The 17,915-nt window shown below is 67.1% G+C and carries 19 protein-coding genes; 11 read left to right on the plus strand and 8 right to left on the minus strand.

The window, feature by feature from the left end:
• Positions 1-20: 20 nt before the first annotated feature.
• The gene (gene groL / locus I7S92_RS15870; protein WP_197646139.1) at positions 21-1,658 is read right to left on the minus strand and encodes a chaperonin GroEL; all 1,638 of its coding nucleotides are present in this window, start codon (positions 1,656-1,658) and stop codon (positions 21-23) included.
• A 61-nt stretch (positions 1,659-1,719) separates the two neighbouring features.
• A complete protein-coding gene (gene groES, locus I7S92_RS15875; RefSeq protein WP_197646140.1) occupies positions 1,720-2,007 on the minus strand; it encodes a co-chaperone GroES in 288 nt (95 codons plus the stop codon).
• 183 nt (positions 2,008-2,190) lie between these two features.
• Here groES and I7S92_RS15880 point away from each other — a divergent pair, with 183 nt between their 5' ends.
• From I7S92_RS15880 to I7S92_RS15925, 10 genes are all read left to right on the plus strand, one after another.
• A complete protein-coding gene (locus tag I7S92_RS15880) occupies positions 2,191-3,183 on the plus strand; it encodes a TraB/GumN family protein (RefSeq protein WP_197646142.1) in 993 nt (330 codons plus the stop codon).
• A 182-nt stretch (positions 3,184-3,365) separates the two neighbouring features.
• A complete protein-coding gene (locus tag I7S92_RS15885; RefSeq protein WP_197646144.1) occupies positions 3,366-4,283 on the plus strand; it encodes a manganese-dependent inorganic pyrophosphatase in 918 nt (305 codons plus the stop codon).
• 110 nt (positions 4,284-4,393) lie between these two features.
• The gene (locus I7S92_RS15890) at positions 4,394-5,284 is read left to right on the plus strand and encodes a TIGR01459 family HAD-type hydrolase (protein WP_197646146.1); all 891 of its coding nucleotides are present in this window, start codon (positions 4,394-4,396) and stop codon (positions 5,282-5,284) included.
• Between the two features lie 118 nt (positions 5,285-5,402).
• Positions 5,403-5,846, plus strand: coding sequence for a MaoC family dehydratase (locus tag I7S92_RS15895; protein ID WP_197646306.1), 444 nt, complete (start codon positions 5,403-5,405; stop codon positions 5,844-5,846).
• Between the two features lie 25 nt (positions 5,847-5,871).
• Positions 5,872-6,795 (plus strand): bifunctional riboflavin kinase/FAD synthetase, encoded by a 924-nt coding sequence (locus I7S92_RS15900; RefSeq protein WP_197646148.1) that lies wholly within the window; start codon positions 5,872-5,874, stop codon positions 6,793-6,795.
• 52 nt (positions 6,796-6,847) lie between these two features.
• Positions 6,848-7,423: a GNAT family N-acetyltransferase gene (locus I7S92_RS15905; protein WP_197646150.1), complete on the plus strand. Its 576-nt coding sequence runs from the start codon at positions 6,848-6,850 to the stop codon at positions 7,421-7,423.
• Positions 7,424-7,462: 39 nt separating this feature from the next.
• Positions 7,463-7,915 (plus strand): YcgN family cysteine cluster protein, encoded by a 453-nt coding sequence (locus I7S92_RS15910; RefSeq protein ID WP_197646152.1) that lies wholly within the window; start codon positions 7,463-7,465, stop codon positions 7,913-7,915.
• A complete protein-coding gene (locus I7S92_RS15915; RefSeq protein ID WP_197646154.1) occupies positions 7,915-8,931 on the plus strand; it encodes a threonine aldolase family protein in 1,017 nt (338 codons plus the stop codon). Before I7S92_RS15910 ends, I7S92_RS15915 begins: the two co-directional genes overlap by 1 nt.
• Before the next feature lie 80 nt (positions 8,932-9,011).
• Positions 9,012-10,031, plus strand: coding sequence for a ribose-phosphate pyrophosphokinase (locus tag I7S92_RS15920; protein WP_197646156.1), 1,020 nt, complete (start codon positions 9,012-9,014; stop codon positions 10,029-10,031).
• Between the two features lie 99 nt (positions 10,032-10,130).
• Entirely contained in the window at positions 10,131-11,186 is a 1,056-nt protein-coding gene (locus I7S92_RS15925; RefSeq protein ID WP_197646158.1) for a phosphatase PAP2 family protein, read from the plus strand.
• Positions 11,187-11,249: 63 nt separating this feature from the next.
• Here the strand turns inward: I7S92_RS15925 and I7S92_RS15930 are convergent, their stop codons facing one another.
• Genes I7S92_RS15930 through I7S92_RS15950 form a run of 5 tightly spaced genes read right to left on the minus strand, consistent with a single transcriptional unit; the run spans position 11,250 to position 16,095 of the window.
• Complete coding sequence (locus I7S92_RS15930) at positions 11,250-11,642, minus strand: F0F1 ATP synthase subunit epsilon (RefSeq protein WP_197646160.1); 393 nt, start codon at positions 11,640-11,642, stop codon at positions 11,250-11,252.
• 9 nt (positions 11,643-11,651) lie between these two features.
• Positions 11,652-13,088 carry a F0F1 ATP synthase subunit beta gene (gene atpD / locus I7S92_RS15935; RefSeq protein ID WP_197646162.1) on the minus strand — a complete coding sequence of 479 codons (1,437 nt, stop codon included), beginning with the start codon at positions 13,086-13,088 and terminating at the stop codon, positions 11,652-11,654.
• A 20-nt stretch (positions 13,089-13,108) separates the two neighbouring features.
• A complete protein-coding gene (locus I7S92_RS15940; protein WP_197646164.1) occupies positions 13,109-13,975 on the minus strand; it encodes a F0F1 ATP synthase subunit gamma in 867 nt (288 codons plus the stop codon).
• Between the two features lie 21 nt (positions 13,976-13,996).
• Entirely contained in the window at positions 13,997-15,535 is a 1,539-nt protein-coding gene (gene atpA / locus I7S92_RS15945) for a F0F1 ATP synthase subunit alpha (RefSeq protein ID WP_197646166.1), read from the minus strand.
• On the minus strand, positions 15,535-16,095 hold the full coding sequence (locus tag I7S92_RS15950) for a F0F1 ATP synthase subunit delta (RefSeq protein ID WP_197646168.1): 561 nt from the start codon (positions 16,093-16,095) through the stop codon (positions 15,535-15,537). The genes atpA and I7S92_RS15950 overlap by 1 nt, the downstream gene beginning before the upstream one ends.
• 384 nt (positions 16,096-16,479) lie before the next feature.
• Here I7S92_RS15950 and I7S92_RS15955 point away from each other — a divergent pair, with 384 nt between their 5' ends.
• Entirely contained in the window at positions 16,480-16,998 is a 519-nt protein-coding gene (locus I7S92_RS15955; RefSeq protein WP_242070241.1) for a L,D-transpeptidase, read from the plus strand.
• Positions 16,999-17,162: 164 nt separating this feature from the next.
• Here the strand turns inward: I7S92_RS15955 and I7S92_RS15960 are convergent, their stop codons facing one another.
• On the minus strand, positions 17,163-17,906 hold the full coding sequence (locus I7S92_RS15960) for a class I SAM-dependent methyltransferase (RefSeq protein WP_197646173.1): 744 nt from the start codon (positions 17,904-17,906) through the stop codon (positions 17,163-17,165).
• Positions 17,907-17,915: the final 9 nt, after the last annotated feature.

The raw sequence follows: 17,915 nt of genomic DNA on the forward strand, positions 1-17,915 counted from the left end.
CGAACTGGATCGCAGGTGGATCAGAAGTCCATCCCGCCCATGCCGCCGCCGCCCGGCATCGCCGGGGCAGCCTTGGGCTCGGGACGGTCCGCGATCATCGCTTCCGTGGTGATCAGCAGCGAGGCGACCGAAGCCGCATCTTCCAGAGCGGTGCGGGTCACCTTGGCCGGGTCGATCACGCCGAACTTGAACATGTCGCCATATTCTTCGGTCTGCGCGTTGAAGCCGAAGGCGTTGTCCTTCGATTCGCGGATCTTGCCCGCGACGACGGCCCCGTCGACACCGGCGTTCTCGGCGATCTGGCGCAGCGGCGCTTCCAGCGCGCGGCGGACGATGGCGATGCCCGCGTCCTGGTCGCTGTTCGCGCCCTTCAGGCTTTCCAGCCCTTTCGCAGCCTGCACCAGCGCCACGCCGCCGCCGACGATCACGCCTTCCTGCACGGCCGCGCGGGTCGCGTTCAGGGCGTCGTCGACGCGGTCCTTGCGCTCCTTCACCTCGACTTCGGTCATGCCGCCGACGCGGATGACGGCGACGCCGCCCGCCAGCTTGGCCACACGCTCCTGCAGCTTCTCGCGGTCGTAGTCCGAGGTGGTTTCCTCGATCTGCGCCCGGATCTGGCCGACGCGGGCCTCGATCTCGGCCTTGTCGCCAGCGCCGTCGATGACGGTGGTGTCATCCTTCTTGATGATCACCTTCTTGGCGCGGCCCAGCATGTCGAGGCCGACATTCTCCAGCTTCATGCCGAGATCGTCCGAGATCACCTGGCCGCCGGTCAGGATCGCGATGTCCTGCAGCATCGCCTTGCGACGGTCGCCGAAGCCCGGAGCCTTGACGGCGGCGATCTTCAACCCGCCGCGCAGCTTGTTGACGACCAGCGTGGCCAGAGCCTCGCCTTCCACGTCTTCCGCGACGATGATCAGCGGGCGCTGCGACTGGATCACGGCTTCCAGCAGCGGAACCATCGGCTGCAGCGAGGAGAGCTTCTTCTCGTGCAGCAGGATGTAGGCGTCTTCCAGCTCGGCGATCATCTTGTCGGCGTTGGTGACGAAATAGGGCGACAGGTAGCCGCGGTCGAACTGCATGCCTTCGACGACGGTGGTTTCCGTCTCCAGGCCCTTGTTCTCCTCGACGGTGATCACGCCCTCGTTGCCGACCTTCTGCATCGCTTCCGCGATCTGGCGGCCGATTTCGGTTTCGCCGTTGGCCGAGATGGTGCCGACCTGCGCGACTTCGGCCGAGTCCTTGACCGGACGGGCCATCGCCTTGATCGCCGCGACGACATTGGCGGTCGCGAGGTCGATGCCGCGCTTCAGGTCCATCGGGTTCAGACCGGCCGCGACCGACTTCATGCCCTCGCGGATGATCGCCTGGGCCAGAACGGTGGCGGTGGTGGTGCCGTCGCCGGCCTCGTCATTGGTGCGGGAAGCGACTTCCTTCACCATCTGCGCGCCCATGTTCTCGAACTTGTCGGCGAGCTCGATCTCCTTGGCGACGGTCACGCCGTCCTTGGTGATGCGCGGCGCGCCGAAGGATTTGTCGATCACCACGTTGCGGCCTTTCGGGCCCAGCGTCACCTTGACCGCGTCGGCCAGGATGTTGACGCCGCGCAGCATGCGGTCGCGGGCCTCGGTGTCGAACTTGACGTCTTTTGCAGCCATTTTTCGTAGCTCCTATTGCGTTTCGTAGGGTGCGCTACAGCGCACCATCCCGTGCGACCGCTCAGCCGATGATGCCGAGGATGTCGCTTTCCTTCATGATCAGCAGTTCTTCGCCGTTCAGGGTCACTTCGGTCCCCGACCATTTGCCGAACAGGATGCGGTCGCCGGCCTTGACCGACGGAGCGATCAGTTCGCCCGAATCCTTGCGCGCGCCTTCGCCCACGGCGATGATCTCGCCCTCGGCGGGCTTTTCCTTGGCGGTATCCGGGATGATCAGCCCGCCCTTGGTCTTTTCGTCGGACTGGATACGCTTGACCAGAACGCGGTCGTGCAGCGGTTTGAAAGCCATCTGGGGTACTCCCTTGAGTTTCCAGGTTTGATCTCGGTTAGCACTCACATCCGATGAGTGCTAACGGCCCCTGACGTAGGCCAAGCCTCGCCATGTGTCAACAGCCTCGGCCGGGTCTTTTGATTTGCCTTTTGCCGATCCCCTGCCACGATGCGGCCGACCCGAATTGCCCGATGGAGCCCCATGCGCCTCTTGTCGACCCTCGCCGCCCTCCTCCTCGCCGGCCTCGCCGGGCCGCTTCACGCCGACTGTGCCGGAACCAACCTCCTCGCCGAGATGCCCGCCGAACGCCGCGCCGCGATCACCGCCGCCGCCGATGCCGTGCCCTTCGCGCGCGGCAACTACTGGCGCGCGACGCGGGGCGACGAGGTCATCACCCTGATCGGCACCTATCACTTCGACGACCCGCGCCACGCCCCCACGCTGCAGGCCGTCACCCCGGCGATCCGGGCCGCGACGACCGTCCTGGTCGAGGCCGGCCCCGAGGAGGAAAAGGCGCTGCAGGCGCTTGTCGCCCGCGACCCCTCCAGGATGGTGATCACCACCGGCCCCACCCTGAACCAGCAACTCCCGCCCGAGGTCTGGGCCCAGCTGCGCGCCGCCATGGAACTGCGCGGCATCCCGGCCTTCATGGCCGGGAAGATGCAGCCCTGGTATGTGACGGTCATGCTCTCGATCCCGCCCTGCGCCATGGCCCGGATGCAGGACCCCAAGGGCCTGGACGGCATGGTGATCGACGCCGCCCGGGCCGCCTCGGTCCCCGTCCGCGGGCTGGAGCCCTTCGACACCGTCTTCGGCATCTTCGACGCCATGACGCATGAGGAAATGGTCGCGATGATCCAGTCCACCCTCGCGCTGGAGGATCGCTCCGAGGATTACTCCGCCACCCTCGCCGACAGCTATTTCGCCGGGGAAAGCCGGGTGATCTGGGAATACATGCGCGATGTCTCCTACGGCCTGCCCGGCTATACGCCGGAAATGGTGGACGCCGAGTTCGCCCGGCTGGAGGAGCTGCTGATGAACCGGCGCAACCAGTCCTGGATTCCGGTCCTGACCGCCGCCGCCGCCGATGGCCCGGTCTTTGCCGCCTTCGGGGCGCTGCACCTCTCGGGCGAACAGGGCGTGCTGAACCTGCTGCAACAGGAAGGGTTCACCCTGGAGGCCCTGCCGCTCTGACCCGACGCCTGCCCGGGGGCCCAAATTCCTACGAAGGAATTTGCAAAACCTTTCGAAAGGTTTTGGCCCGCCCCGCCGACCGGCCCCGCCCCTACCGCCCCCCTCTCGCCACGCCCGGACGTGACAATCCGGCCGCCCTCGCCTATACCGCGCGCGAAATCGCGAAACCCAAGGGCAACCCCATGACCACTCTCGTCTTCGGCCACAAATCCCCCGACACCGATTCCACCGGCTCCCCGATCATCTGGGCCTGGTATCTGAACGAGACCGGCACCCCCGCCAAACCCGTCCTCCTGGGCGAGCCCAACACCGAGGCCGCCTTCGTGCTGAAGCACTGGGGCCTGGAAAAGCCCGCGATCATCCAGGACGTGACCGCCGAGGACAAGGTCGTCATCGTCGACACCAACAACCCGGCCGAGCTGCCCGCCTCGATCAACGAGGCGAAGATCCAGGCCATCATCGACCACCACCTCCTCGCCGGCGGCATCCGGACGAAGAACCCGATCGAGATCACCATCCGCCCGCTCGCCTGCACCGCGACCATCATGCACGACCTGATCGGCGACACGCTGGCCCAGGCCCCCGACAGCATCAAGGGCGCGATGCTCTCCTGCATCCTCTCCGACACGCTGGAGTTCCGCTCGCCCACCACCACGCCGCATGACCGCGCCGTGGCCGAGAAGCTGGCCGCCGACCTCGGCGTCTCGATCTCCGGGCTGGCCGCGAAGATGTTCGAGGCCAAGTCCGACGTCTCGGCCTTCTCCGACGCGGAACTGCTGCGGATGGATTCCAAGGAATACAACGTCGCCGGCAAGGAACTGCGCGTCTCGGTGCTGGAGACCACCGCGCCCAAGGTCGTCCTCGACCGCAAGGCCAGCCTGATGCGCTCGATGGCCGATGTGGCCAAGGAGGACGGCGCGGATCAGGTCCTGCTGTTCGTGGTGGACATCATCAAGGAAGAGGCGACCCTCCTCGTCCCGAACGACCTGGTGAAGCAGCTGGCCGAGACCTCCTTCGGCGCGACCGTCACCGGCGACACCGTGGTCCTGCCCGGCATCATGAGCCGCAAGAAGCAGATCATCCCGGCGCTGAAGCTCTGACGAAACCAAGGGAGGCGTCGGGCGTTGATGCCCGACGCTTGCCAGACGCCTGCCAGACGGATGCCAGACGCGGCAACCTTGGCCGAAGCTCCACCGGAAAGGCCCCCCGCATGACCGAAATCATCCGCTCGCTCGCCGACCTTTCGGGGCGCTACGACGCCCTGTTCTGCGACCTCTGGGGCTGCCTGCACAACGGCCATGCGGCCTTTCCCGCCGCCGTCGCAGCCCTGCAGGGCTTCCGCGCGGCAGGCGGCAAGGTCGTCCTCCTGACCAACTCGCCCCGCCCCAAGGCCAGCGTCATCGCCCAGATCGACGCCATGGGCGTCCCCCGCGATTGCTGGGACGAGGTGGCGACCTCGGGCGATGCGGCGCAGATGGGGATGCTCTCGGGCGCCGTCGGCCGCCGCGTCCACCACATCGGCGCGCCGAAGGACGAAAGCTTTTTCAACGACTTCGCCCCCGACCTCGCGGCCTTCGCCGCGACCCAGCCGCCGATCACCCGCGTCCCCCTGAAAGAGGCCGAGGGCATCGTCTGCACCGGCCTTTTCGATGACCACACCGAAACACCCGAAGACTACCGCGCCGCACTCCTTCTGGCCAAGACCATGGGCCTGACCATGCTCTGCGCCAATCCCGACATCGTGGTCGACCTTGGCGACAAGCGGCTCTGGTGCGCCGGGGCGCTGGCCGAGATGTATGAGAAGATGGGCGGCGGCACGCTGTATTTCGGCAAGCCGCATCCACCGATCTACGACCTCGCCCGCCGCCGCCTGACCGAAGCCGGAGGCAGGCCCGATCCGCAGATCCTCTGCATCGGCGACGGAATCGCCACCGACGTGCAGGGCGGCATCGCCGAGGGGCTGGACACGTTGTTCATCACCGGCGGGCTCGAGGCCGAAAGGTTCGGCCCCGATGTCGAGGCCCCCGAGGCCGGGCTTCTGCTGGACTGGCTCGCCGGCCGCGAGCTTTCGCCCAGCTATGCCATCGGGCGGCTTCGCTGACGACAGGGTAACTTTCATTCACGTTCGCAATCGAACTTGAACAATTGTTGCGCGGCCGATTGTGCCGCGTCGCAGCATGTGCTAGCCTTCCCGCATGGATGAAAGGGACACGCCCACCATGCTGGACAACATGCCCCGCGGGACGATCTGCATCGAGGACATCGAAATCGGCATGTCCCGCCACCTGATGAAAGTGGTAACCGACCGGGATATCGAGCTTTTCGCCGAAGTCTCCACCGACCGGAACCCTGTCCACCTGGATGAATCCTATGCCCAGGACACGATCTTCGCGGGCCGGATCGCCCATGGGATGCTCACCGCCGGCCTGATTTCCGCCGTCATCGGCGAGCAGCTTCCCGGCCACGGCACCGTCTACCTCGGGCAAAGCCTCAAGTTCATGGCTCCCGTCCGCCCCGGCGACATGGTCCGGGCCGAGGTCACCGTGACCGCGATCGACCATGCCAAACGCCGAGTCACCCTTGAAACCCTCGCCTCGGTGGGTAAAACCGTTGTCCTGAAGGGCGAGGCGCTGGTTCTGGCGCCCAGCCGCAAGTTCGACTGACGGGCCCCGGCCCGCAAAGGGCAGGATGCGAGAGCACTTTCACTGGCAGGGCCTCGACCCCTCCGCCCGCGGCGCCTCGGTCGCGATGGGCAACTTCGACGGCGTGCACCGCGGCCATCAGGCGGTGATCGACCTTGCGCGCGGCGCGGCTCCGCTTGGCATCGTCACCTTCGAGCCCCATCCCCGCCAGTTCTTCGCCCCCGGCGCCCCCGCCTTCCGGCTGATGAACGCCGAGGCTCGCGCCAACCGCCTGGCCCGCCTCGGGGTCGATCACCTGTTCCAGCTTCCCTTCGACGCCACCCTCGCCGGCCTCACGCCCGAGGGCTTCGTGGATCAGGTCCTGCATGACGGGCTCGGCATCGCGCATGTCGTCGTCGGCGCGGATTTCCGCTTCGGCAAGGACCGCGCCGGCACCGCGCCGGATCTCTTCCGCCTCTGCGCCGCGCGCGGCATCCGCTGCACCATCGCGCCGCTGGTCGCCGACAACGGCACCGAGATCTCCTCGACCAACATCCGCCGCGCCCTGACCGAGGGCCGCCCCCGCGATGCGGCCACCATGCTCGGCCACTGGCACCGGATCGACGGCGAGGTCCTGCACGGCGAGAAGCGCGGCCGCGACCTGGGCTTTCCCACCGCCAACATGTCGGTCGAGGGGCTGCACCTGCCGCGGCTCGGCGTCTATGCCGTCCTTGCCGACATCCTCACCGGCCCGCATCGGGGCAGCTACCGGGGCGCCGCCAGTCTTGGCGTCCGCCCGATGTTCGGCGAGAACCGCCCGAACCTGGAAACCTTCCTCTTCGACTTCAAGGGCGATCTCTACGGCCAGCACCTGTCGATCGCGCTGGTCGACTACCTGCGCCCCGAGCTGAAGTTCGACGGCCTTCCCGCGCTGATCGCCCAGATGGACGCCGACTGCGCCAGAGCACGGCAAATTCTGTCCGCGCTCTGATTGACAGGCCGGACGGGCCCGAACATCCTGAGGACAGCGCACGGGAGGTCCGATGCCCGACCTGCAGATCCATCCGCTGACCCCGGACCGCATCCCGGATTTCGTTGCCCTCTTCGGCCCGGATGGCGCCTGCTACGGCTGCTGGTGCACGTCCTTCCGCCTCCGTCCCAAGGTCCGCCAGGCGATGACCGGCGACGAACGGCGCGAGGTGATGCTGGACCGAATCCGCCGCGGCCCGCCGCCGGGGCTTCTCCTCTACGACGGCGACGATCCCGTGGGCTGGATGCAGATCGGCCCCCGCGCCGACGTTCCGGAATGGAACAACCCCGGCCGCGTCTCCTCGCCCCGGCCCGACGCGCCAGCCGACGACCCCGCCGTCTGGGCCATCACCTGCTTCTTCTTCCGCCGCAGCCATCGCGGCAAAGGCCTGACCCACGCGCTTCTCGCCGAGGGGATCGCCCATGCCCGCCGCAGCGGCGCCCGGACGCTGGAGGCCGCGCCCATCCTGGGATCGCGGCCGAAGTCCATCCCCCTCTTCGTCGGCCCCGCCAGGACCTTCCAGGACGCCGGCTTCCAGACCGTCGCCGCCGTCAAGGAGACCCGCCCGCTCATGCGGCTGGTGCTTTAGGCCCTTCCCTTTTCCGCGCCGCCGCCCCACTTTGCGGCCATGACCGATCTTCGCCCCCGCTTCTGGGAAACCGTCCCCCTGAACAAGCTCACCCAACAGGAATGGGAGGCGCTGTGCGACGGCTGCGGCAAGTGCTGCCTGAACAAGCTGGAATATGAGGATACCGGCGAGGTCGCCTATACCCGCATCGCCTGCCGCCTGCTGGACGGCGACACCTGCCGCTGCCGCGACTATCCGAACCGCAAGCAGCACGTCCCGGAATGCGTGGTCCTCACGCCGAAGACGCTGCCGAAGATCGCCTACTGGATGCCCGCGACCTGCGCTTACAAGCTTTTGTTCCAGAAAAAGCGGCTTCCCGACTGGCACCCGCTCCTGACCGGCGATCCCGAAAGCACCCACAGGGCCGGCCAGTCGATCCGCGGCATGACCATCCCCGAGGGCGCGGTCCCCGAGGATGACTGGGAAGACTATCTGATCGAGGAAACCCCCTGATGCGCTTTGCCTCCGACAACACCTCCGGCGCGGCACCCGAGGTCATGGCCGCGATCCAGCGCGCCAATGCGGGCTACGAACGCAGCTACGGCGCCGACGCCGCGATGGAGCGTGTGACCGCCCTCGTGCGCGAGATCTTCGAGGCGCCAGAGGCCGAGGTCCGCCTCGTCGCCACCGGCACCGCCGCCAATGCCCTGGCCATCGCCACGCATTGCCCGCCCTGGGGCGCGGTCTTCTGCCACACCCACGCCCATGTCGCCGAGGACGAATGCGGCGCGCCGGAGTTCTATTCGGGGGCCAAGCTGGTGCTGGTCCCGGGCGCGCAGGGCAGGATCACCCCCGAGACTTTCGCCACCGCGCTGGCGACGACCGGCGAAGGCGGCGTCCACGGCGTCCAGCGGGGCATGCTGTCGCTGACCAACGTGACCGAGGCCGGAACCGTCTACACACCGGCTGAAATCGCCGCCCTGACCGCGATGGCGAAGGCGAAGGGCATCCCCTGCCACCTCGACGGCGCACGCTTCGCCAATGCGCTGGTCGCCACCGGCGCGACCCCGGCCGAGATGACCTGGAAGGCGGGCATCGACGTGCTCTCGCTCGGCGGCACCAAGAACGGCTGCCTGGGGGTGGAGGGCGTGGTCCTCTTCAATCCGGAGAAGGCCTGGGAGCTGGAACTCCGCCGCAAGCGCGGCGGACACCTCTTCTCCAAGCACCGCTTCCTCTCCGCGCAGATGGAGGCCTACCTCGCCGACGGCCTCTGGCTCCGCCTCGCCGCCCGCGCCAACGCCATGGGCCAGCGCCTTGCCGACGGCCTGCGCGACCGCCAGGCGCATGTCCCCGAATCCCCCGCCAACATGCTTTTCCCCGAATGGGCCGCAGGCACCCATGCCCGGCTCGAGGCCGCCGGGGCGGTCTACTACCGCTTCCCCGCCCCCGAGGGCCGCGAGCGTGCCCGCCTCGTCGCCAGCTGGTCCACGACCGAGGCCGATGTGGATTCCTTCCTCGATGCCTTCTGATTTTTCGCAACCCCGGTTTGCGCAGCCCCCGGCCCGGTGATAAGCGACAGGCAGTCCCGAATCCGCTGCCCGGAGCCGCCATGCCCGCCGTCACCGAACCGAAGCTCATCGCCGGAAACGCCAACCAGGGGCTGGCGAAGTCGATCGCCCGCCGCATGTCGATGCACCGGGGGATGAGCGTGAACCTCGTCGATGCGCGGGTCGAACGCTTCAACGACCAGGAGATCTTCGTCGAGGTGTTCGAGAACGTCCGCGGCGAGGACATGTATGTCATCCAGCCGACCTCGAACCCGGCGAACGACAACCTGATGGAACTCCTCATCATGGTGGACGCGCTGCGCCGCTCCTCGGCCAGCCGCATCACCGCCGTGATCCCCTATTTCGGCTATGCCCGCCAGGATCGCCGCGCCAAGGCCCGCACCCCGATCTCCGCCAAGCTGGTCGCCAACCTGATCGAGACCGCCGGGGTCGACCGCGTGTTGACGCTCGACCTGCACGCCGCGCAGATCCAGGGCTTCTTCGACATCCCGGTCGACAACCTCTATGCCTCGCCGGTCTTCGCGCTGGACATCGAGCATCACTTCAAGGGCCAGATGGACGACCTGATGATCATCTCGCCCGACGTCGGCGGCGTGGCCCGGGCGCGCGAACTGGCCAAGCGGATCAACGCCCCCCTCGCCATCGTCGACAAGCGGCGCGAGAAGGCGGGCGAGGTCGCCGAGATGACCGTGATCGGCGACGTGAAGGGCCGCAAGTGCATCATCGTCGACGACATCTGCGACACGGCCGGCACGCTCTGCAAGGCCGCCGAAACCCTGATCGAGGCCGGCGCGACCGAGGTCCACAGCTACATCACCCACGGCGTCCTTTCCGGTCCGGCGGTGGAGCGGGTGTCGAATTCGGTGATGAAATCGCTGGTCATCACCGATTCGATCGAGCAGGGCGACAAGGTGAAGGGCGCGAGGAACATCCGCATCGTCCCCACCGCGCCGATGTTCGCCCAGGCCATCCTGAACATCTGGGGCGGCATGTCCGTCTCCTCGCTGTTCGAGACCGATACCCTGGTCCCGATCTACGAGGGCTTCTATCAGCGCAGCTGATCATCGCGGATTTTGTCAGGTTCAGCCAAGTTTAGGCCGCAATTGCGTTCCAAAGACGCAATTGTTCAGTAAATGTGGCGGATCATGCGAACCCTTGTGATGAGCGAGACTTCCGGCGTCGGGCAGCTTTTGCGTCGGCACGCCGTGTTGGCCTTTTTGGTATTCGTCCACGGCGCCGTGGCCTGGTGGCTGTCCACCTACCACCCGGTGAATATCGGGGATGACAAGGCCGGCATCCTGGTCAAGAGCTTTGCCACCAAGATCCCGCAGATGATCTTTCTCGTGCTGTTCGGACGGCTGCTCTACCTGACCTATGTCCTGCGCGTCGACGACCGCATCGGCCACCTGAAAAACGATGTGCGCGGCTTTCTGACCGATCGCGACCGCATGATCTGCGGCGTTATCGGAGTCCTGCTCATGGCCGGGACGCTGGTCGCCTTCGCCCAGATCAAGAACCTGCTGCCGCAGATCAATCCCTTCAGCTGGGACGTCACCTTCATGAAGCTGGATCGCCTGCTGCATTTCGGTGTGCTTCCGCATGAGTATCTTCACGCGCTGTTCGGCAGCGATTACGGGATCTCGCTGTTCACCGGCCTGTATAACATCTGGCTTTTCATGATGTATTTCTCGCTGGTCGCCGCCTGCTTCCTGCGCCCGGACAGCGCCCTGCGGATGCAGTTTCTCATCGCCTTCGTCCTGACCTGGGCGATCGGGGGCAATCTCGTCGCGATCCTGTTTTCTTCTGCCGGTCCGGTCTATTATGCCCTCCTCGGTCTTGGGGACGCCTACGCCGGCCTGATTGCCCGGCTTGGCCAGCACGCTGCGACCGGCGCGCTCTCCGTCGTCGATACCCAGTCGCTGCTCTGGAACATCCACGGCCATCCGAAGGGGATGAACGGGATCTCCGCCTTCCCGAGCATGCATGTGGCTTCGACCATGCTCATGACCCTGTTCGCCTTCCGGCTGTCGCGCCACGCGGGCTATGTCGCTATCGGCTTCCTCACCTCGATCATGTTGGGATCGGTGCTGCTTGCCTGGCATTACGCGGTGGACGGCTATGTGGGCGCGGCGATTGCGATGGGGTGCTGGACCGTCTCCGGCTGGCTGGCGCGCTCGCGGTTGAACGGGCCGGACGCCGCAGATCCCTCCGCCTAAGCGCCGCAAATGGAAAAGGCCCCGAAAACCTCGGGGCCTTTCAGGACAGTCCGCCGCCCGGCCTCAGATCCCGGCCTGGGCCCGCATCGCGTAAAGGTCGGCCACCGCCTTGTCGGCCGCGTCCTTGTCGGTGTTGACCGCCGCCGCCTCGCAGGCATCGGCCACCAGCGCATCCAGTTGCGCCGGGGTCATCTCGTCCAGCGCCACCGCCTGCTCGGCCAGCACCGACACGCCGGTCGCGCTGATCTCGGCGAAGCCGCCGGTCACGACATAGGCCTTCGTCCCTTCGGAGGAGACCACCTTCAGCAGGCCCGGCCGCAGCGAGGTGATGGTGGGGGCGTGCCCCTCCATCGCCGTCAGGTCGCCCATGGCGCCCGGGATCTGGACCTCGGTCGCCGGATAGGACGCGAGGCGCCGCTCCGGACTGACTAGGTCGAATTGCACCGTGCTGGCCATCTCGCCCCCTTACGCCGCTGCCGCAGCGAGTTTGGCGGCCTTGGCTTTCACTTCCTCGATGTCGCCGACCATGTAGAAGGCGGCTTCCGGCAGGTGGTCGTATTCGCCGTTCACCACCGCCTTGAAGCTGGCAATGGTCTTCTCCAGCGGCACCTGCACGCCGTCCGAGCCGGTGAAGACCTTCGCCACGTCGAAGGGCTGCGACAGGAAGCGCTGGATCTTCCGGGCGCGGGCCACAGTCAGCTTGTCCTCTTCGCTCAGTTCGTCCATGCCGAGGATGGCGATGATGTCCTGCAGCGACTTGTAGCGCTGGAGGATCCCCTGCACCGAACGCGCGACCTGGTAGTGCTCGTCGCCGATGACCGCCGGATCGAGGAGGCGCGAGGTCGAGTCGAGCGGGTCCACCGCCGGGTAGATCCCCAGTTCCGAGATCGCACGCGACAGAACCGTGGTCGCGTCGAGGTGGGCGAAGGACGTGGCCGGCGCGGGGTCGGTCAGGTCGTCGGCCGGAACGTAGATCGCCTGCACCGAGGTGATCGAGCCCGCCTTGGTCGAGGTGATGCGTTCCTGCAGCGCGCCCATGTCGGTCGCCAGCGTCGGCTGGTAGCCCACGGCCGAGGGGATACGGCCAAGGAGCGCCGACACTTCCGAACCCGCCTGGGTGAAGCGGAAGATGTTGTCGACGAAGAACAGAACGTCGGTCCCGGACTGGTCGCGGAACTGCTCGGCCAGGGTCAGGCCGGTCAGCGCCACGCGGGCACGGGCCCCCGGAGGCTCGTTCATCTGGCCGTAGACCAGCGCCACTTTCGAGGCGGTCAGGTCGTCGATCTTGATGACGCCCGATTCGATCATCTCGTGGTAGAGGTCGTTCCCCTCACGGGTCCGCTCGCCCACGCCGGCGAACACGGAATAGCCCGAGTGCACCTTGGCGATGTTGTTGATCAGTTCCATGATCAGAACGGTCTTGCCCACGCCGGCGCCGCCGAAGAGGCCGATCTTGCCGCCCTTGGCGTAAGGCGCCAGCAGGTCGATGACCTTGATGCCGGTGACGAGGACCTGGCTTTCCGTCGCCTGCTCGCTGAAGGCCGGGGCGGGCTGGTGGATGGCGCGGGTTTCCTTGGCCACGACCGGGCCCTTCTCGTCCACCGGCTCGCCGATGACGTTCAGGATGCGGCCCAGCGTCGCGTCGCCCACCGGCACCGAGATCGGCGCGCCGAGGTCGGTCACGGAGGTCCCGCGCACCAGGCCTTCGGTCGCGTCCATGGCGATGGTGCGCACCGTGTTCTCGCCCAGGTGCTGCGCCACTTCCAGAACCAGCCGCTTGCCGTTGTTGGTGGTCTCCAGCGCGTTCAGGATGGCGGGCAGCGCGCCATCGAACTGCACGTCGACGACGGCACCGATGACCTGGGTCACGCGGCCGGCGGAAGCTTTCGGGGCTTTTGCCATGTGTCTTTACTCCGGGTTCGTCAGAGCGCCTCGGCGCCCGAAATGATTTCGATGAGTTCCTTGGTGATCGCGGCCTGGCGGCTCCGGTTGTACTGGATCGTCAGGCGGTTGATCATGTCGCCGGCGTTGCGGGTCGCGTTGTCCATCGCGGACATCCGCGCGCCCTGCTCGCTGGCGCCGTTTTCCAGGAGAGCGGTGAAGATCTGCGTCGCGACACCGCGCGGCAGGAGGTCGGCCAGGATCGCCTCTTCCGAGGGTTCATAGTCATACAGCGCCGTGGCGCCGGTGCCTTCGAACTTGGCCGGGATCACCTGCTGCTCGGTCGGGATCTGGCTGATCACCGACTGGAAGCGGTTGTAGAAGATCGTGACGACATCGGCCTCACCGGCTTCGAAGGCCGCCATGACCTCGCGCGCGATCGACTGCGCATTGGCGTAACCGACGCGCTTCACCTCGCTCAGGTCGACATGGCCGACGAAGGCATGGCCCCAGTCGCGTTTCAACTGCTCGCGGCCCTTCTTGCCGACAGTGAGGATCTTCACCGTCTTGCCCGCCGCCGCCAGCTCGTTGGCCCGCGCACGGGCCAGCTTGACGATGGACGAGTTGAAGCCGCCGCAAAGCCCGCGCTCCGAGGTCATCACCACCAGAAGATGCACCTGGTCCCGGCCGTTCCCGGCCAGAAGCTTCGGCGCACCGTCGCCGGTGCCGACGCCGGCCGCGAGGGCCGACATCACCGCGGTCATCCGCTCGGCAAAGGGCCGGGCGGCCTCGGCGGCCTCCTGCGCGCGGCGCAGCTTGGCCGCGGCGACCATCTGCATCGCCTTGGTGATCTTCCGCGTGTTCTTGACGCTTCCGATCCTGTTTTTCAGGTCCTTTAGGCTGGGCATCTGCCTACTCCTTCAGGGCGTTCAGGCGAAGTCTTTGGCGAAGGCGTCAAGTTCCGCACGGATCGCTTTTTCCAGATCGCCCGCCACCTTGCGGTCGTTCCTGGTGATGTCTTCCAGAAGCGCCTTGCCGTTGGTGCGCAGGTGCTTCAGCAGCCCCGCCTCGAACCGGCCCACGTCCTTGACCGCGATCTTGTCCAGGTAGCCGGCGGTGCCCGCGAAGATCACGCAGACGATTTCCGCGTTGGTCAGCGGCGAATATTGCGGCTGCTTCATCAGCTCGGTCAGACGCGCGCCGCGGTTCAGCAGCTGCTGGGTCGAGGCGTCGAGGTCGGACCCGAACTGCGCGAAGGCCGCCATCTCGCGGTACTGCGCCAGTTCCAGCTTTACCTTGCCCGCCACCGACTTCATCGCATTGGTCTGGGCGGACGAGCCCACACGCGACACCGACAGGCCGGTGTTCACGGCCGGGCGGATGCCCTGGTAGAAGAGTTCGGTCTCAAGGAAGATCTGGCCGTCGGTGATCGAGATCACGTTGGTCGGGATGAAGGCCGACACGTCGCCGCCCTGGGTCTCGATGATCGGCAGGGCGGTCAGCGAGCCGGCGCCGAAATCCTCGTTCAGCTTCGAGGACCGCTCCAGCAGGCGCGAGTGCAGGTAGAACACGTCGCCCGGATAGGCCTCACGCCCCGGCGGACGGCGGAGGAGGAGCGACATCTGGCGATAGGCCACGGCCTGCTTCGACAGGTCATCATAGATGATCAGGGCATGGCGGCCGTTGTCGCGGAAGAATTCCGCCATCGCGGTCGCGGCATAGGGCGCCAGGAACTGCATCGGCGCCGGATCCGAGGCGGTCGCGGCCACGACGATCGTGTAGGCGATCGCGCCGGTCTCTTCCAGCTTCTTCACCAGCTGCGCCACGGTCGAGCGTTTCTGCCCGATGGCGACATAGATGCAGTACAGCTTCTTCGATTCGTCGTCGCCAGCCGCCTCGTTGTAGGACTTCTGGTTCAGGATCGTGTCCAGCGCCACGGCGGTCTTGCCGGTCTGGCGGTCGCCGATGATCAGCTCGCGCTGGCCGCGGCCAACCGGGATCATCGCGTCGACGGCCTTGAGGCCGGTCGCCATGGGTTCATGCACGGACTTGCGCGGGATGATGCCGGGGGCCTTCACGTCGGCGATGCGACGCTCGGAGGCGTTGATCGGGCCCTTGCCGTCGATCGGGTTGCCGAGGCCGTCCACGACCCGGCCCAGAAGCTCGTTGCCCGCCGGCACGTCCACGATGGACTTGGTGCGCTTGACGGTGTCGCCTTCCTTGATGTCCTGGTCCGAGCCGAAGATCACGATCCCGACGTTGTCGACTTCCAGGTTCAGCGCCATCCCGCGGATGCCGCCGGGGAACTCGACCATCTCGCCGGCCTGCACGTTGTCGAGGCCATGCACACGGGCAATCCCGTCGCCGACCGACAGCACGCGACCGACTTCGGCCACTTCCGCGTCCTTGCCGAAGTTCTTGATCTGCTCCTTCAGGATCGCAGAGATCTCAGCAGCCTGGATTCCCATCACCCAACCTCTTTCATTGCATTTTGCAGGGCCGCGAGCTTTGCCTTGACCGAGGTGTCGATCATGGTCGAGCCCAGCTTGACGACGAGACCGCCGATGAGGGATTCATCGACGGTCGTTTTCAGTTTCACGGTCTTGCCGACGCGGGCCTTCAGCGTCTCGGCAAGCTTTTTCGATTGTGCGGCCGACAGGGCGCGGGCGGCGGTGACCTCGGCGGTCACTTCGCCCTTCTCGGCGGCGATCAGTTCGGCCAGCGCGGTCAGGAACTGCGGCAGCACGAAGAGGCGGCGCTTGTCGGCCATCAGGGCCAGCGTGTTGGCAACCAGCGGGTTCAACCCCAGCCTGGCGCCGATGGCGGCGATCGCGCGGCCCTGGTCCTCGCGGCTGATGACCGGAGAGGCGATCACGTCGCGCAACTCGGCGCTGGCGGCCAGCGTCTCGGACAAGGCGGCGGTGTCGGTTTCCAGCGCCTTCAGCGCCTTGTCGTCCTTCGCCAGGTCGAACAAGGCCGAAGCGTAGCGCGAGGCAATGCCCAGAGAGATCGAAGCCGGTTCTGACACGTCAACCCTTCCGCTTTTTTGATGCCCTGGGCTCATGCGAACCGGGCGGTCCTTTGGCGCACACTTCAACAGTCGTCTGGGGCGCGCACCATCCGTCGCGGGCGTCCTTAGCAGAGGCTTTCCCACCCCGCAACCGGGTTGAACAGCGATTCTCGGGCCTCTCTCGCGGTGGCGGGGCCCCGGTTGCGCAAACACCACGGAGCGGCCGCGCGGGCAGGGCCGCCGCCGGGCTCACGCACCGCTCACAACGGCGTCAGGCGCGGCCGCCGGCGGTTGACCTTTCCGGCCGGGCGGGGAACCTTCCCGCCCATCGGAAGCAGAACAAGGAGAGGTCGAATGGACCCCGTCTACACGCGGCGCAGGATCTTCGGCATGGCGGCCGGCATGGCCGGCGGAATGACCCTTCTCGGCACGGCCGCGCGGGCCGGCGAGGGCGCAACGGTGCGCAACAACGTCTCGGGCTTCGTCATGCAGGACTGGCGCGACCATTTCGACAGCCTCGGCCCCGCGACCGTCGTCGCCGACACCGCCTCGCGCGCGCTGCATTTCTGGAGCGCCGACGGCAGCGACTACCGGATCTACCCGACCTCGGTCCCGCTGACCGACGAGCTGACCAAACGCGGCTACACCTCGATCGTGCGCAAGAAGGTCGGCCCCAGCTGGACCCCCACCGCCTCTCAGATGCAGCGTTACCCCGACTGGAAGCCGGTGCCCCCCGGCCCGGAAAACCCGCTCGGCACCCATGCGATGTATCTCAGTTGGCCCGCCTACATCATCCACGGCACCCATGACACGCGGAAGATCGGCCGGAGGTCCTCGGACGGCTGCATCGGCCTTTTCAACGAGAACATCGCGGAGCTCTTCGCCCTCTGCCCCGTCGGCACCCAGGTCCGCATCCTCTGACAGGGGGTGGCGGGGGGGTGGGCGGATCGCCCACCCTACACCCGCGCCTTCCTCTTGGCGGAAATACTCCCGCCGGAGGCTCCGCCGCATCCCGCCCCGGGTACCGTCGGCCCGCCTGGCCGCGACGAGGGTGGGCGATCCGCCCACCGCCCGCGACACGCCACCTACTCGCGGTTCAGCGCCGGCTTGCCCACGCCCTCCAGCACCCTGAGCGGCTTCTTCACCGCCGCCTTCAGCCCGCCGCGCGTCGGTGCGTAAAGCTGCTTCGACGCCTCGACCATCAGCACCCCGCCCGCCAGCCAGGGCATCCGCCGCCCGAAACCCTCCCAGAAATCCGCCGTCCGCAGCCAGAACCGCGCCGGCGAGGGCGGCGCGAACAGGACGGACTGGCTGCGCTCCGGGGTGAAGCCGTGCCGCTTCAACTGCGCCTCCAGCTGCGCCACCGTATAGGGCCGGCCAAAGCCGAAGGGCGTCACATCCCGCCGCGACCACAGCCCGATCCGGTTCGGCACCACGAAGAGCGCCCGCCCCCCCGGCGCCAGCACCCGGTGCGCCTCGTCCAGCACGGCCGAGGGCTGCTCCGAGGTCTCCAGCCCGTGCATCAGCACCAGCCGGTCCACGAAACCCGTCGGCAGGGGCCAGGCGGTCTCCTCGCACAAGACGCTGACGTTCTCCATCCCCGCCGGCCAGGGCATCACCCCCTGCGGCCCCGGCATCAGCCCGATCACCCGCCGCGCCTCGGGCAGGTAGGGGCGCAGGAGCGGCACCGCGAACCCGTAGCCCGCCACCGTCTGCCCTGCGGCCGGCGGCCAGTGCTTCGCCACCTGGTTGCGGATCGCCCGCTGCGCCACCCGGCCCAGCCGCGTGCGGTAGTAGAAATTCCTCAGGTCCAGCACATCAAGGTGCATTGCGGTCGC

The sequence above is a fragment of the Tabrizicola soli genome (assembly GCF_015999335.1).
Lineage (GTDB): Bacteria > Pseudomonadota > Alphaproteobacteria > Rhodobacterales > Rhodobacteraceae > Tabrizicola > Tabrizicola soli.

What these genes read in the sequence shown, in the direction of transcription:
- groL (WP_197646139.1), bottom strand. Translation starts at nt 1,658, where the DNA reads ATGGCTGCAAAAGACGTCAAGTTCGACACCGAGGCCCGCGACCGCATG.
- groES (WP_197646140.1), bottom strand. Translation starts at nt 2,007, where the DNA reads ATGGCTTTCAAACCGCTGCACGACCGCGTTCTGGTCAAGCGTATCCAG.
- I7S92_RS15880 (WP_197646142.1), top strand. Translation starts at nt 2,191, where the DNA reads ATGCGCCTCTTGTCGACCCTCGCCGCCCTCCTCCTCGCCGGCCTCGCC.
- I7S92_RS15885 (WP_197646144.1), top strand. Translation starts at nt 3,366, where the DNA reads ATGACCACTCTCGTCTTCGGCCACAAATCCCCCGACACCGATTCCACC.
- I7S92_RS15890 (WP_197646146.1), top strand. Translation starts at nt 4,394, where the DNA reads ATGACCGAAATCATCCGCTCGCTCGCCGACCTTTCGGGGCGCTACGAC.
- I7S92_RS15895 (WP_197646306.1), top strand. Translation starts at nt 5,403, where the DNA reads ATGCTGGACAACATGCCCCGCGGGACGATCTGCATCGAGGACATCGAA.
- I7S92_RS15900 (WP_197646148.1), top strand. Translation starts at nt 5,872, where the DNA reads ATGCGAGAGCACTTTCACTGGCAGGGCCTCGACCCCTCCGCCCGCGGC.
- I7S92_RS15905 (WP_197646150.1), top strand. Translation starts at nt 6,848, where the DNA reads ATGCCCGACCTGCAGATCCATCCGCTGACCCCGGACCGCATCCCGGAT.
- I7S92_RS15910 (WP_197646152.1), top strand. Translation starts at nt 7,463, where the DNA reads ATGACCGATCTTCGCCCCCGCTTCTGGGAAACCGTCCCCCTGAACAAG.
- I7S92_RS15915 (WP_197646154.1), top strand. Translation starts at nt 7,915, where the DNA reads ATGCGCTTTGCCTCCGACAACACCTCCGGCGCGGCACCCGAGGTCATG.
- I7S92_RS15920 (WP_197646156.1), top strand. Translation starts at nt 9,012, where the DNA reads ATGCCCGCCGTCACCGAACCGAAGCTCATCGCCGGAAACGCCAACCAG.
- I7S92_RS15925 (WP_197646158.1), top strand. Translation starts at nt 10,131, where the DNA reads ATGAGCGAGACTTCCGGCGTCGGGCAGCTTTTGCGTCGGCACGCCGTG.
- I7S92_RS15930 (WP_197646160.1), bottom strand. Translation starts at nt 11,642, where the DNA reads ATGGCCAGCACGGTGCAATTCGACCTAGTCAGTCCGGAGCGGCGCCTC.
- atpD (WP_197646162.1), bottom strand. Translation starts at nt 13,088, where the DNA reads ATGGCAAAAGCCCCGAAAGCTTCCGCCGGCCGCGTGACCCAGGTCATC.
- I7S92_RS15940 (WP_197646164.1), bottom strand. Translation starts at nt 13,975, where the DNA reads ATGCCCAGCCTAAAGGACCTGAAAAACAGGATCGGAAGCGTCAAGAAC.
- atpA (WP_197646166.1), bottom strand. Translation starts at nt 15,535, where the DNA reads ATGGGAATCCAGGCTGCTGAGATCTCTGCGATCCTGAAGGAGCAGATC.
- I7S92_RS15955 (WP_242070241.1), top strand. Translation starts at nt 16,480, where the DNA reads ATGGCCGGCGGAATGACCCTTCTCGGCACGGCCGCGCGGGCCGGCGAG.
- I7S92_RS15960 (WP_197646173.1), bottom strand. Translation starts at nt 17,906, where the DNA reads ATGCACCTTGATGTGCTGGACCTGAGGAATTTCTACTACCGCACGCGG.